Here is a 12785-nt window from a genome sequence, read left to right as displayed (position 1 = left end):
TGTGTTCGAACGCGGTACGCGCACGCACGAGCGCCCCCACCCCGGGTATCCGGGACAGGGGCGCTCGAACGCAGTGTGGTGCCGGGATCAATCGACGGCCAGCGCCTCCGGCTCGTCGGAGACGGCGGCAGCGGGTGGGATGAACGCAGTCGACGCAGCCGACGCAGCCTGGGCAGCGAGCAGCCGGTCCTCGATCCACACGCGCACGGCCTTGCCGGCCGGACGCGCACCCTGGGAGTCGACGTAGGTTTCCTCGGCGACGGCACGCAGCTCGTCGTCGGGGATCGACGCGGGCAGTGTCTGGCCCAGGCGGGGCCTGGCGTCCAGGATCCGTTCGCGCTGGCGGCTGTACTCCGCCGCGAGGATCTCCCGGTAGGCCTGCTCGTCGACCGGGTTGAAACCCACGACGAGTGAGAACCGCCCGAGCAGCTCTGCGTCGAAGAACTGAGCCAGCTCCTTGGTCAGGGACCGGTGGGAGACCGCCGGCGGGGCCGAGCCGAAGCCGACCGGCTTGCGGTTCAGGGCTTCCCGCGCGGCGTTGGTCGTGCAGATCACCAGCGCCTTGGAGAAGTCCAGCACCTTGCCGTGGGCGTTGCGGATGTAGCCCTCGTCGAAGGCCGAGAGGAACAGCCGCTGCACGGCTTTGTCCGCCTTCTCGAACTCGTCGAGCAGGATCACCCGGTGGGGGTTGGACTCGAGCGTGTCGAATGGCAGCTCGCGGTTGGAGTCCGAGCCCACGTAGCCGGGAGGTGCCCCGACGATCTTCGCGGTGTCCGAGGGAGTGTGGAACTCCGTCATGTTCAGGATGATCGGCTCGGTGCCGGTCATCTGCTCCGCAATGATCTTCGCGGTCTCGGTCTTGCCCACGCCCGAGGCTCCGGCGAGCATCCAGGTTGTCGGGGTCGACGTCGGGAACAGGTCCAGCTCCTCGCGGGCCAGGCGGTCCACGAGCTTCTCGAGCACGTCGTCCTGTCCGCGCAGGCGGCCCAGCAGGGTCGCCCGGAGGGTTGCGACGTCGAACTCCGGGCGCTGGGCGTTTCCGGTCATCAGACGCTTGGCCACGTCCAGGACGCGCTTGGTAGTCAGCGGCACCTGCGGGATCGACCGCAAGGTGTTCACGAGTGCCGTGTCTCCGGCTGCCTCGGCCTGGACGATGAGCTTCTTCTGCTCCAGCACACGGTCGGCCATCGCCCGGTCCAGCAGCGTGATGGCGCTGTCGGGGCGGTGCTGCCCGGCACGGGAATTCTCCTCCGCGATCCGGACCGTCTCCGCCAGGACATCGTCGGAGACCGCGATCTGGTGGCGGTAGTGCGCCACCAGGCCCGGCCGGACGCTGCCGAGCACCGTGAGGGTTTGCTCGACGGTCAGTTCGTCGACGATGAGCGGGGTGAAGCGCCGCGCGAAGGCAGGGTCGTCGTCGAAGGCCCGGGACTCGGTGGAGGTGGTGGCACCGATGACGCGCATGTCGCCGCGGGCCAGGGCAGGCTTGAGCACCTGCGAGACCTTTCGCAGCACTGAGTCGGTGTGGGAGGTGGATCCACCGGTGATCTGGTGGATCTCGTCCATGAACAGGATGACCTTGTTCTTGGGGTCTGAGGCGAAGTCGATGACGGTCTGGACCTTCTCCTCCAGCTGCCCGACGATGCCGGAGCCGGCGACGAGGTTGGTGATGGGCAGCTCGTAGACGGTGAAGCCCTTGAGCTGGTCCGGGATGAGGGTGTCGCCCAGGGCGATCCGGCGGGCGATGTCCTCGACGATCCGGGTCTTACCAACGCCGGCGGAGCCCTTCAGGAGCACGTTCGGCTTGTTCCGGCTGATCAGGACGGAGAGGACCTGCTCGATGAGCGCGTCGCGGAACATCGTCGGGTCGGCGTTCTTGAACTTCTCGTTGTAGTCGACGAGGAGCTCCTTGACGGCGTCGTCGGACTGGCCGCTCTGGCTGGGGATGCCGCCCATGCGCGGGAAGCTCGGAGGCGTGCCGCCGCTGTTCGTGTCGTCGTCGGAGCCCGACGTGAAGTTGTTGAGGCCCATCGCGGGTCCCTCCTTCGGTGGGGTTCGCCGGGCGGCGCGCTGGGTGGGCGCGCCGGGATGCCCGGCAGGGTTACGGGTAGGTCTGAGGGAGGAGGAGACGCCGGCCGGTTCGGCCGGTCGGCGTCTCCCCTGTGGCCGGGAGCAGGATCAGAGGACCATGCCCAGCAGCTTCTGCCGGATGCTCGGGTCGATGTGCTGCATGCCGTTCGCGTACGCCTCGGCGGAACGGACCATGTACTTCCAGTCCATGGCCGAGCACGGGGCGTAGTAGAGGTTCGGCGGGTGCTCCTCGCGTCTCGAGGGCGGAGACCACTCGAAGTCGGTGATCATCAGCGACAGCCGGCGCTTGCGCACCGGGGAGGCGTTGATGTAGTCCCACACCTGCTTGAACTCGGTGCCGCCGGTGACCTTGGGCACCTTCCGGAACTCCTGCCAGATCTGCCGCGTCGACTTGTTCTCGACCTTCAGCAGCGTCTCCTGGGAGAGCATGTGGCTGAAGGAGTTGAAGTACAGGTTGACGTTGAGCTTCTTGGCGATCCGGATGAGCATCAGCACCGCCTCCTGGTAGTTCTCCTCGGAGATCGACCCGGAGGTGTCGATGAAGACGTGCAGGTCGGGCATGTACTGCACCGAGGTGATCCGGCCCGGCTTGTTGAAGTCGTCCGGGTTGCGGCGGTTGGCCTTGAGGAAGGTCGTCTTCGTCGTCCGGTAGACGTTCTGGGACTTGTTGACCTTGCCCATGCGCTTGAGCACCCGGGTGATGTCCTTGAACAGGTCCAGCTTCGTGGGCGGGGCCTTGCGGAACTTCACCTGGGCCGAGCGCGAGCCCGGCTGTCCCGGCTGCTGCCGTGCGCCCATGGCAGCGGCCCTGGCAGCTGCTCGCGGGAGCGAGGTCAGCTTGGACAGCGCGGCGTTGGAGACGACTTTCACGGGTGAGGCGAGGGACTGGTTGATGAGGTTCCACTCCCCCGTTACCTTCGCGGCGGTGGCGCGGGCGTGGGCCTCGACATTGACCAGGACCAGCGACCGCGGGCAGAACAGCTCCCCGACGGTAAACGGCATGATGCCGGTGTCGAGGGCGGCCGCGCCTGTTGAGGCGGCCTTGCGCTGCTGGTCGACGTAAGTCATCAGCATGCGGATGACCAGCCGGGCGAAAGAGAACTCGTCGTTGCCGTCGGAGTCGTCCTTGCGCAGCAGCAGCGATTCGGTCAGCCCCTTGAGCGAGAGGTTCGCAAAGTCGTTCAGCAGCCGGAGGGTGTCCGCCGGCATCGCGTTCGCGCCGGCCATCGTCTGCACCTGCTGGTTCAGCCAGATCTTGAAGCCGTCGAACGCGGCAGAGGACTGGAACCAGTACCCGAGGGTATTCGGGTGGTAGGTGTAGGCGACGGAGGCGAAGAAGGCGCTCTCGTCGGCGGAGCCTGCGAGCAGGCCCTTGGCCGCGGGGATGACATCGTTCTGGGCTGAGTACAGGACCCGGGCTGACGGCGCGGGCCACTTGTTCTGCTGCCCGGCCTGGACAGCGAACAGTTCGCCCACCGGCAGGGGCGTGCCCTGGTCATAGCTGACCATGGTCTGCCCGAGCAGCGCCTTGGCGTTCTTCTCGGCGGCCGGGTCCATCGTCTCGCCGAGGCAGCGCATGACGATGTCCAGGACGTCGCCGGTGATGCCGTGGCCCGAGCCGTCGACGATGCTCGCCGGAGCGCTGGGGTTCAGCGGCTCCAGCAGCGGGTCGACCAGGACCTTCTGGATGGCCGGTATGGGGTCGTAGTCGCCCGTGCACGAGATCGTGTGCAGGGCGTCGAGCACCGCCGGCTTCTGGTTCGTGACGGTGATCGTCATCGTGGTCTCCTAATGCGGTCTGAGGTGACTGGTGTCGTGGGATGGCGGGGGACGCTCCGGAACGGAGCCGGTGGCGTCCCCCGCCGCCCGGTGCCGGGTCGGCTCAGAGGAAGGCCGACAGGGACGGCTTGACCGCGGCCACGATCGGCGAGTCGACCTCGAGGAAGGCCTCCAGGTTCTGCCGGTCGAACTGCCCGGTCGTCACCAGCTCGAACAGGGTGCGCGTGTGCTCCGGCTCAATCTGGATGGCGGCCTGCGCCAGCTGCTCGATGAGGCGCGAGTTGTCCTCCTTCTCCTTCATCGCGTAGAGCAGCGAGCCGGAGACCTCGTTCTGGGTCAGGCCCGAGATCTGCGCGGCAAGGTCGGTGACCGTGCCCGCGGACTTGAGGGTCGTGTAGCAGTTCGGCTTGGGCACATTGACGCGGTTGTGTGCGGGGCCGCCCGAGTTCGATGCGAGGTCTTCGGCGATAACCGCCACGAGCTGGGTGGTGAACATGGTGTCGCCGGTGAAGGCCTCGATCGCCTCGTTGAGCAGCGAGGTGTCGCGGCCGCCGATCTGGACCGGGGTCGCCAGGTGGCTTGCCAGCTCCTGGCGGTCGACGCGGTTCAGCCACCGGGAGAGGTGGTCGATGGTGCGCGGCGTGGTGAGCTGGTTCATCTCCTCGCCGCCGTCGAACAGCTCGGCCATGGTGACGTTGCCGTCGTCATCGTCGTCATCGCGGCCGTCGGCCACGATGGAGTTCGGCGTCGACTTCTGGAAGATGAGTCCGGGGTGCTGGGTGAGGACTTTCTTCACCCAGGGGTTGAGCGCGTCTCCGAGGACGGACATGAGGGTTGTCGCATCGGGCTCGACGTGGAAGATCGCGAAGCGCGACAGCGAGGCCTCGTCGAGAGTCGTGACGTTGCCCTTGTCGTTGCCCGCCACGATGAGGCGCACGTTCTCCGGCAGTTCGATGTGGCCCATGCGCCGCAGGGTCACCAGGGTGAGCGCGCCGGAGGTCACGTCGGAGGTCGTGCGGTTGATCTCGTCGAGGAAGAGGATCGGCCACTCGCGCGGGTTCTCCAGCGCGTAGTCGATGCACTCCTGAATGACCTGGTGCGGGTAAAAGACCTGCTTGTAGGACTGTGTCCCGTCGGTCTTCTCGTAGGGCACCAGGCGCGCGCCGGTGAGGTCGGCCTTGTCGGCGAGCTGGTTGCAGGGCAGGACGAAGGCTTTGGTGCCCATCGAGTAGGCGAGGGCCTCGACGAAGGAGGACTTGCCGATGCCGGGCTCGCCCATGAGCGCGGGCGTGGCCCCGACCTCGAGGGACTGCTGGATCAGAGTCGTCAGGGTGTCGTTGAACTTCATGGGAATGTCTTTCTGGTCGTGGGTGAGCTGTGAGCAGGTGAGACGGGAGACGGACCCACGGCAGGGCTGAGCGCCGTACGGGACATGTCGGAAGCAGGGCCACAAGGCCCGGTGACGGGGGCGGTCGGGCTCAGAAGCCCACCGCCTCCCCATCCCCGATCGGGCTCCGCCCGATCCAGTCCTTGTTCCACCGCCAAACCGATGGGCAACCCCCGAAGGTTCACCCCGCCTCGGCGGAGGCTTCCCGTGCCGCCACCAAGGCAGCGGCACGGTCCAGCAGGAACGGCCTGCCGTTGCGCATCTGGGCGTGCTTGGGCCGAGGCTCGATCACCGCCAGCGAGGTCTTGTACAGCAGCCAGGCCTCGTCACCGGAGGAGAACTGCGCGCCGAAGGACCGGTAGGTGCGCAACGGCAGCTGCATGCCGGTGTAGAGGACACCCAGGACGGAGAACTCCCAGCGGGAGCGGTCGTTGTCGAAGTCCTCGGGCGTCTTCAGCCGGTCGCGGGAGCCGGCGAGTGTCTGCTCGACGATGGCCTCGGCGTACGGGATGTCGGGCATTTCGCCGTCGGTGCCGACGGCGGTCGAGGGGATGCTGATGCTTGGCTTGGCCTTGGCGGCGAGGTCTGCATACAGGTCCGCCACCGAAGAGAACCGGTCGGAGGCTGGTCGCGCCGCAACGTGTTCGACGATCCGCTGCGGCACCGGGTTGCGGGTGAACGTGCACCAATGGTCCAGGAGGATCTCGTACCAGCCGTGCTCCTCGCGCAGGACGCGCTTGTCAGCGGCGATCGGGAAGTCGTGGAGGTTGGCAGGCAGCGGGGCGACCAGGTGGAAGCCCCGGCCCGACATCGACAGCTCCGAGTACAGGATTCCGGGCAGGCGCAGGATGTCTGCGGCCACGTCCGGCGGGCAACCGGGCTCGACGTCGATCACGATCAGACCGTCGGAGGGGGCCTGCAGGTAGAAGGCAGCGTTCGCCGCGTTCGGCAGTGTGTCGGCCAGCTGGTCGAGGGTGAGCAGGCAGGTCGCGTCCAGGGCGAAAGCTCCGCGCAGGGGGCCTGCGTGGCGGCAGCCCGGATTGCAGCCGTCGAGCAGGTGCCGCACATCGATCGGTGCCTTGCGGCCGGAGTCCTCGTCGTCGAGCTCGCCGAGCCGGCCGGAGATGGTCCAGCGGCAGGCGGTCGCCAGGGCGCGAATCGCGGGGTTGTCATAGAAGCTGGGGAAGATCGCGCGGGGATCGACGGCGGTCACATCAATGCCTTCTTGTCGGGAGCGGATGAAAACAGGGCCGGGTTGCACTCTGGCCCTGAAAGACGAGACCCCCGTACGGCATGGATGCCTGCACGGGGGTCTCGTCTGGGGGTTCGGTCGGTCGGATCGGCCTTGGATCAGCCCTGGTAGGTGATTCCGGCCTGCTGGGCATCGCCGGAGCCGCCCCACGGGCCCTGGCCGGCGGGAGCACCCACGGCCGAACCCGCGTTCTTCAACTCGGCGTTCTCACGCTCGAGGCGGGCGAGCTTCTGCTCGGGCGTCTCCTGCTGCGGCTGCACCGCGGGGACCGGGGCGGCAACCGGAGCCACGGCAGGGGCCGCCTGCGGAGTCACCGCGACCGGTTCGGTCAGGACCTGCGCGTGGGCCTGGGCGGGGACCGGACCCGCGACTGAAGCCGCGACGGCGGGCTGCGGGGCCGGGAAGGACAAGCCGTCCTCGACCTCGGTGGCGACCGGCTCCTCGCCGTTGCCGACGGCGGAGCCCGAGCCCGGCTGGGCCTGGACCGCGCGGGGCGGGGCGTTGAAGACGATGCCGCGGGCCGCGAGCTCCCCGCTGGCGACGCCGCCGGCGTTGTAGTAGCGCGGGGTCTCGTGCACAATCACCTGGTCGAGCGACAGGCCGCGGTTGGCGAAGTTCTTCGGCTTGTAGACGCGGAGCACGAGCGTCACGTCCAGTCCCTGTGCCAGCTCCTGGCCGGAGGTGTCCTGGTCATAGGTGCCATCACCCTTCTCGGACGGGATCGCGATGATCGGCAGGTTCGTGCCCTTGGAGTCGATCGAGTAGTTCGCGCCCGAGGCTGGGTTCTTCTTCGAGGTGTAGCGGCGCTCGGAGACGAACTGCTCCTCGACCGTGGGGTTCGCCGGGTCGGCGAACTGCACCTCGGCCTCGGTGATCGTCGCCGTGGTGTGCGGCTTGCCCACGGGGCTCATGCCGTTCTGGACCTTGCGCTGGTCGCTGGCGGCGAGGGCGGCACCCTCGATGAGGCTGGTCAGCCGGGCGAAGGCGAGCTTGCCGCGGATGAAGACGCTGGTGCCCTCGGTGAGCTGGTTGGCGGAGATGGAGTAGTTGGCCATGGTGGTGGGTTCCTTCTGTTGAGTGATTCGGTGGTTCTTGGCGGCCCGTCGGACTGGTCTATGACTCGTCTATCCCTTCTCCTATTCTATCAAGATGCACTGGACTACGAGTAGAATGTGCATAAGGACTCGAATGGTCGCAAATGGTGAGCTGGATAGAGAGGGACAGGGATGACGGATACGATGCACAGGCCCGAGGAGAAGGCCGCTGATGCGGCTCCCTGGGCCCGGGTGACGGCGCAGCGGCGGGACCGGCTTGGGCCCCTGGGCTATGGCGGTGGACCGGTGCTGGCGGCCGGGATCATGGCCGGTGGCGCGCTGCTGTTCGCCGGCTGGGGCGCGACGCAGCTCCTCACTGCTGACCGGAGCCCGGCGAGCGATGCGGCGGCAGCTTCCCAGCACGAGGAGGGCACCGTGACGGTGACCTTGCCGGACCGGGACCGCAACGGGGTCCCGGACGCCTTCGAGGCCAAGGCCGGTAACGGCAGCTCTGCGGACGGCCAGGGTTCGGGCACCTCGGCGTCGGGCAAGGGCGACGAGGACAAGCCGGCGCAGGTCCCCGAGCCGAAGCCACAGCCGCGGGTGTACGTGATCCAGTGGGGTGACACCCTCACGGAGATCTCGGCGGAGACCGGAGTGCCGATCGGGGCCCTGGTCGAGAAGAACCGGATCCAGGATCCGAATCTCATCTACGCCGGGGCCTCGCTGCTCATCCCGCCCACGGCGTGAGAGCAGGCCTGGGGCCCGGACTGCGCCGACCTTCAGCGCAGTCCGGGCCTCTTGCTGTGTCCGGAAACGGTCAGTCGGCGGGTCCTGCAAGCATCTGCTGCAGCGATCGCAGCCGCGCCAGCTCGGCCTGCATGGGGGCGACGTCGTCCGGCGCGTAGTCCTGGGGGTAGTCGAGCTTGTACTCGGCGAGCAGCTCGATCTTGGCGGCGAGGAGGTCCAGCACGCCCAGTTCGTCGATCAGGGCCCGGGCGAAGGCCCGGAAAGCGTCCTCGTGGGTGATCGCCGCGCCCTGGGCCCAGCCGAGGGCTGCGAGGGCGGATTCTCCGTTCTCATGGGTGAGACCGCGGGAGGTGACGACAGCGGCTGCGGCCTTCTCGGTGAGGTTCGCCATCGTCCCGGTCGGGTCAGGCATCGGCATCGCCGCCTTGCCCTGCGGCGCTGTCGCCGGCCGGGGGCGTCGGGGTCTGGATGTCCAGCCAGATCTGCATGGCATCCAGTGCGTTCGAGACCCCGTCGCCTTCGTCTAGCGTGATCAGCTCCGTCCACCCCGACTGCGTGAGCGTCGAGACGGCGAACTCTTCCCTGGCCGCAGTCACCTGGTAGAGCCCGGAGCCGGCGACTTCGTAGATGGTCCGGCCGTGCCGGGCGGAGCCTTCGGCCCGTTCGTACTTGACGGGCAGCTGGGCTGCGCGGAGAGGGACGGTCATGGGCTACTCCTGTGGGTCGTGGCTCTCAAGAACAGACGATTCGGTAACGGTGGCCGCGCCGCGCACCGCGCGGCTGCGACCACCACGGAACGACCCCCGGGACCGGCGTGAGCCGGTCCACGGTCTTTCCACCGGTTCCCCAGGGACGCAAAAGACCCCGCCTCGGCCGAAGCCGGGCGGGGTCGACCGAGCGCCGGAAGAAGTGCTGCGCCGCGCTCAGGCGGCGTCGGTGTCGGCCTCACCGGGATCCTCGGCAGCGTCGTGCTTGTCAAACAGGAAACCCCGGGCCTGGCCGCTGGCCATCATGTCTCCGAGGTGCGCCAGGAGCACCGCGCGCTGCGTGGTCCGGCGGTCCTCCAGCGGGTCGTAGTCGCGCAGGGCATCCAGGTTGACCACCCAGCCGTTCTCGCGTTCGACTGCTTCCTCAAGTTCGGAGCCGGCGGCGACGGCCATACCGGTGAAGTCGTGGTCGAACTCGGGTGTGACGTCGAGCCGCTGTGTCGGGTCGTCGATGTAAAGCGTGTCGCCGAACAGCAGCCCGCCGGAGCGGTCGAAGGCGGTGAGAAAGGCGCGGTCGGCGCGGGAGGTGTTCTCGACATGCACGGCGGCCACGGCGTCGTTGGCGAGAAAGTCCGTCTGGCTCAGACGGGCATAGGTGCGTGAGCGGGCCTCGTAGCACCACATGATCGACCGGGCCTCGTCGAATCCGCGGAACTCGTCGGAGGGGGGCTGCATATCGACCATCTGATGCTCCTTCACGGGCGTGATCACCTCAGTCCGGCGGGACATCACGATGTACGGAATCGCCGGGCTGTGGTTCCCATCCTGCCACAGGAGTGGAAAAGATTCCACTCAAATACCAAACGCCGGCACGAGGAAGACGTCCCCAGGGTGGTGGGACCCCGCGGCGGGATCAGTCTCGAGTGGAGTCAGGGCTCTTGGGCGGGTCGTCGAGCTGCTCGCTCTTGCGCGCCAGCTCCACAATGGCCCGGATGCTGGCCAGTGCGCCGTCGCTGAGCCCGTGCACACGCAGGGCGATGGTTCGCTCCAGCGGGGTCAGCTCCTGCTCGGTGGCGCTATCTGGCTCGTTCTCCTCCAGGAAGTAGGACAGGGGGACGTCGAAGGCGTCGGCCAGGGCTCGGAGGTGCTGCAGGCGGGGATTGTGGGCCTCCCCCTTGCGCAGTTGCTGCAGGTAGCTGAGCGACATCGAGGAGATGCCGCGCTGCTCCATTCTCTGGACGATTTCCTGCAGGGTGACGGGGCGACCGTGTGGTCCTGCCGTCTCCGCGAACAAGCGTTCTAGTCGCTGGGCGATGGTCACGGAGCTGGATCCTCCTCGTGATTTCAGACATGAAGTCATCGAGGCGAACGGTGCACGCGACGACACCTTCATACTAGTGGAAGATCTTCCAATGCGGTGGCATCGGCACATTTCCGGTTGCGCCGGAGCAGCGGGCAGTCCTAGCCGGCCGTGGGCATGTACGCACTGGCTCCGAGCATCACGGCGGCCGCCAGGCCGGATCCGAGTGTGAGCTCGAGGCGTGTGTGGTGCTTTAGCTTCAGCCGGGCGAAGGCGACCACGGGCAGCAGGGTTGGGAGGGCGAGCAGCCACCAGGGCGAGAGCAGCATCGCCGCGAGGACGACGAGGGAGGTGAAGCAGAACGCGTGCATGGAGACTTTCGGTCCCAGGAGGGTCACTCCCCCGGCAAGGACGAGCCCGGCAACCATCGTCGGCAGGATCCACAGCAGCGGGCGCGGTGCGTCCAGCAGCACCGCCGTTGCCATGCCTCCAAGCACAGACGCCACGCAGACCAGGAAGACCCGCCAGCGCTGATCGCGCCGGGTGACGTGTCGATCGGTGAGCTGCTCGCGCCGCACGGCGACATGGATGGTTGCTGTCGGGATCACTGCGCAGAAAGAGCCGATCAGGATGCCCCATCCGAGACCAACCCATGTATGCGGGTGGCCTGTGACGCCGCAGAGGACGCAGATGAGGAACACGGACACAGCGGGCGCGAACACGTCACTGAGGATCCGGGCGGCCCGGGCCGCAGGATCGCCGGTCTCGGGGATGCGTATTTTCGTTCCGTTCCCGGTCATCGCCCGTCCGTCCCATTCATGGCACTCATCGCTACTCGGATCTCGTAGAGGCTCTGCACAGAGGCGGCCAAGGTTTCGTCGTCTTTCAGCTTGAGCGTGCGGAGCCGGCTCAGGGCGAGTGTGAACCACCCGAGGCTGGGAACGGCGTTCTCGCCGCTGAGATGGCGCACCAGCCCCGCCGACAGGTGCGGATCCTCGGGGTGCTGCCTGTGCAGGGGTTCCAGTGCGGGGTCGTGGTCCTCGCGGATGAGTCTGAGCGCGTCGTGGGTTTCGATGGTGAGCCTTGAGAGCGTCATCAGCTGATCGAACCCCTGCCTGTCTTCGGGCGGAAGCTTTACGTCGGGGTGAAGAGTGGTGGTCGTTCGCCACAAAGGTACGACGACCTCGTGCGCGAGGCGGAGCGCGAGCCTCACCTGCGTTTCTATGCTGATGCGGCGGATGACCCCTGTTGCGAGTCCCAGGAAGAAGAAGCTGACAACGGTGACGAGGAGTTGTGTCCTCAGTTCAGTTCCGCCGACGACCGGACTGCCAAAGAGGTCCAGGAGTGATGAGCCGATGAACAGGGCAGATCCGATGGCCCCCGTAAAGACGAATGCAACCGGAAGGCGGGCGGAGAAGGGTTGGTTCTTCTGCGTCATGGTCCGCCAACAGCCGACGGCAACTACGGCAGTTGCCGCGGCGAATGCAGAGAGGTACAGGAAGTTGTAGGAGATCAGTGCCCAAGCCTGGCCGCGGGCAAGGGCGGCGTCGATGTCGACCCGGTCGTAGATGGTGCCGTCGGCATGGACGGGGATGAACCACACCAGCACGGCCTCGCCCAGGGCGATGATCCCGGCGAAGAGGTAGATGAACCGGGTTGCACGTCGTGAAAGCGGAGTCGCGCGGAACGTGAGGATGAGCAGCGCCACGGATACCTGGGCGGTCAGGATGGCAAGGCGCTTGAGGAGGTCGACGGCAGGTCCGTCTAAGGGCGGCTCCACGCCACGGCAGACCGTGGCCACGAAGAGGGCGGCACAGGTGACCCTGAGAAGGTTAACCCGGCGTCGGCGTCCTTGATACAGGGCAGAGACGATGATGATCAGGCCCATGGTGATACCGACAATGATGATCTCAGTCATCAGATCTCACCGTCCTCGTTTGATCCGGACAGGAAGGCGAGGACCTCGCTGCGTTCTTCCGATGCCCGCCGCTTCCGGTGCAGAGCATCCATCAGCCGCATGCCGGTGGTCTCGGCGCGCTTCTCCACCGGATCGTCGAACATGCTGCGCAGATGGGTGCAGTCGGTGTCGGCCCGGACGTCGCCGTGCAGGATATGGGCGAACTCGTGGAGGATTGTCTGCTCAATGTTGAGGGGCGGGAGCTCAGGGTCGTAGAAGACGTGGGCCACTCGTCCGATCACAGTGGTGAGGCCGCTGACCTCATAATGGCGCATCTCATCCGGGATGGGCCGTATCACGATCTCGAGGCCGCAAGCTGAGGCGATGGCTTTCCCGAGTGCTTCGAGGCTCAACTCGTTCGGCCAGTCGAAGAGGTCGAGCTGAGCGGGCTTCGGGGTGCAGCTGGTGGCACCGACCTTGGCAGCGCCTTTGCGCATCAGTCGGGCGAACAGGGGGTGACGGGGCTGGCCGTTCCGAGGCGTATCGGCGGTCGCAGCGGATGGAATAAAGGCAGGCATCAGCGTTCCT

13 protein-coding genes are annotated in these 12785 nt (G+C 67.1%); 1 reads left to right on the top strand and 12 read right to left on the bottom strand.

Annotation, left to right across the window (positions count from 1 at the left end; genetic code table 11):
• Window positions 1–87: 87 nt before the first annotated feature.
• The 5 genes from QRM95_RS11415 to QRM95_RS11395 form a co-directional block, all read right to left on the bottom strand.
• The gene (locus QRM95_RS11415; protein ID WP_284975281.1) at window positions 88–2031 is read right to left on the bottom strand and encodes an AAA family ATPase; all 1944 of its coding nucleotides are present in this window, start codon (window positions 2029–2031) and stop codon (window positions 88–90) included.
• Window positions 2032–2178: 147 nt separating this feature from the next.
• Window positions 2179–3870 (bottom strand): vWA domain-containing protein, encoded by a 1692-nt coding sequence (locus tag QRM95_RS11410; protein ID WP_133830739.1) that lies wholly within the window; start codon window positions 3868–3870, stop codon window positions 2179–2181.
• A 103-nt stretch (window positions 3871–3973) separates the two neighbouring features.
• Window positions 3974–5323, bottom strand: a complete 1350-nt coding sequence (locus tag QRM95_RS11405; RefSeq protein WP_285247735.1) for an AAA family ATPase — start codon at window positions 5321–5323, stop codon at window positions 3974–3976.
• Window positions 5324–5438: 115 nt separating this feature from the next.
• Window positions 5439–6470, bottom strand: coding sequence for a hypothetical protein (locus QRM95_RS11400; protein ID WP_133830741.1), 1032 nt, complete (start codon window positions 6468–6470; stop codon window positions 5439–5441).
• Between the two features lie 137 nt (window positions 6471–6607).
• Window positions 6608–7564, bottom strand: coding sequence for a hypothetical protein (locus QRM95_RS11395; RefSeq protein ID WP_284975280.1), 957 nt, complete (start codon window positions 7562–7564; stop codon window positions 6608–6610).
• 171 nt (window positions 7565–7735) lie between these two features.
• Between QRM95_RS11395 and QRM95_RS11390 the strand changes: the two genes are divergently transcribed.
• The gene (locus QRM95_RS11390) at window positions 7736–8293 is read left to right on the top strand and encodes a LysM peptidoglycan-binding domain-containing protein (protein ID WP_208294361.1); all 558 of its coding nucleotides are present in this window, start codon (window positions 7736–7738) and stop codon (window positions 8291–8293) included.
• 70 nt (window positions 8294–8363) lie between these two features.
• On the opposite strand, the gene QRM95_RS11385 is transcribed toward QRM95_RS11390, so the two are convergent.
• The 7 genes from QRM95_RS11385 to QRM95_RS11355 all read right to left on the bottom strand — a co-directional run bounded on the left by QRM95_RS11385 (window position 8364) and on the right by QRM95_RS11355 (window position 12775).
• The gene (locus tag QRM95_RS11385; RefSeq protein ID WP_284975279.1) at window positions 8364–8705 is read right to left on the bottom strand and encodes a hypothetical protein; all 342 of its coding nucleotides are present in this window, start codon (window positions 8703–8705) and stop codon (window positions 8364–8366) included.
• Complete coding sequence (locus QRM95_RS11380) at window positions 8698–9000, bottom strand: hypothetical protein (protein ID WP_133830744.1); 303 nt, start codon at window positions 8998–9000, stop codon at window positions 8698–8700. The genes QRM95_RS11385 and QRM95_RS11380 overlap by 8 nt, the downstream gene beginning before the upstream one ends.
• A gap of 216 nt (window positions 9001–9216) precedes the next feature.
• Entirely contained in the window at window positions 9217–9744 is a 528-nt protein-coding gene (locus QRM95_RS11375; RefSeq protein ID WP_133830745.1) for a hypothetical protein, read from the bottom strand.
• A gap of 169 nt (window positions 9745–9913) precedes the next feature.
• The gene (locus QRM95_RS11370) at window positions 9914–10321 is read right to left on the bottom strand and encodes a hypothetical protein (RefSeq protein ID WP_285247734.1); all 408 of its coding nucleotides are present in this window, start codon (window positions 10319–10321) and stop codon (window positions 9914–9916) included.
• Window positions 10322–10461: 140 nt separating this feature from the next.
• Window positions 10462–11100 carry a hypothetical protein gene (locus QRM95_RS11365; RefSeq protein ID WP_284975276.1) on the bottom strand — a complete coding sequence of 213 codons (639 nt, stop codon included), beginning with the start codon at window positions 11098–11100 and terminating at the stop codon, window positions 10462–10464.
• Window positions 11097–12218, bottom strand: a complete 1122-nt coding sequence (locus tag QRM95_RS11360) for a hypothetical protein (protein WP_133830748.1) — start codon at window positions 12216–12218, stop codon at window positions 11097–11099. Before QRM95_RS11360 ends, QRM95_RS11365 begins: the two co-directional genes overlap by 4 nt.
• Window positions 12218–12775: a hypothetical protein gene (locus QRM95_RS11355; protein WP_133830749.1), complete on the bottom strand. Its 558-nt coding sequence runs from the start codon at window positions 12773–12775 to the stop codon at window positions 12218–12220. The genes QRM95_RS11360 and QRM95_RS11355 overlap by 1 nt, the downstream gene beginning before the upstream one ends.
• Between the last annotated feature and the right edge of the window lie 10 nt (window positions 12776–12785).

It is taken from the genome of Pseudarthrobacter sp. efr-133-R2A-89, assembly GCF_030209315.1.
GTDB lineage: Bacteria > Actinomycetota > Actinomycetes > Actinomycetales > Micrococcaceae > Arthrobacter.
Note: the sequence above shows the minus strand (reverse complement) of the source record. Positions and strands in the feature narration are given on the sequence as shown.

Excerpts from the sequence above, each read along its gene's own strand:
- QRM95_RS11415 (WP_284975281.1), bottom strand. The coding sequence starts at position 2,031 with ATGGGCCTCAACAACTTCACGTCGGGCTCCGACGACGACACGAACAGC.
- QRM95_RS11410 (WP_133830739.1), bottom strand. The coding sequence starts at position 3,870 with ATGACGATCACCGTCACGAACCAGAAGCCGGCGGTGCTCGACGCCCTG.
- QRM95_RS11395 (WP_284975280.1), bottom strand. The coding sequence starts at position 7,564 with ATGGCCAACTACTCCATCTCCGCCAACCAGCTCACCGAGGGCACCAGC.
- QRM95_RS11390 (WP_208294361.1), top strand. The coding sequence starts at position 7,736 with ATGACGGATACGATGCACAGGCCCGAGGAGAAGGCCGCTGATGCGGCT.
- QRM95_RS11385 (WP_284975279.1), bottom strand. The coding sequence starts at position 8,705 with ATGCCTGACCCGACCGGGACGATGGCGAACCTCACCGAGAAGGCCGCA.
- QRM95_RS11380 (WP_133830744.1), bottom strand. The coding sequence starts at position 9,000 with ATGACCGTCCCTCTCCGCGCAGCCCAGCTGCCCGTCAAGTACGAACGG.
- QRM95_RS11375 (WP_133830745.1), bottom strand. The coding sequence starts at position 9,744 with ATGGTCGATATGCAGCCCCCCTCCGACGAGTTCCGCGGATTCGACGAG.
- QRM95_RS11365 (WP_284975276.1), bottom strand. The coding sequence starts at position 11,100 with ATGACCGGGAACGGAACGAAAATACGCATCCCCGAGACCGGCGATCCT.
- QRM95_RS11360 (WP_133830748.1), bottom strand. The coding sequence starts at position 12,218 with ATGACTGAGATCATCATTGTCGGTATCACCATGGGCCTGATCATCATC.
- QRM95_RS11355 (WP_133830749.1), bottom strand. The coding sequence starts at position 12,775 with ATGCCTGCCTTTATTCCATCCGCTGCGACCGCCGATACGCCTCGGAAC.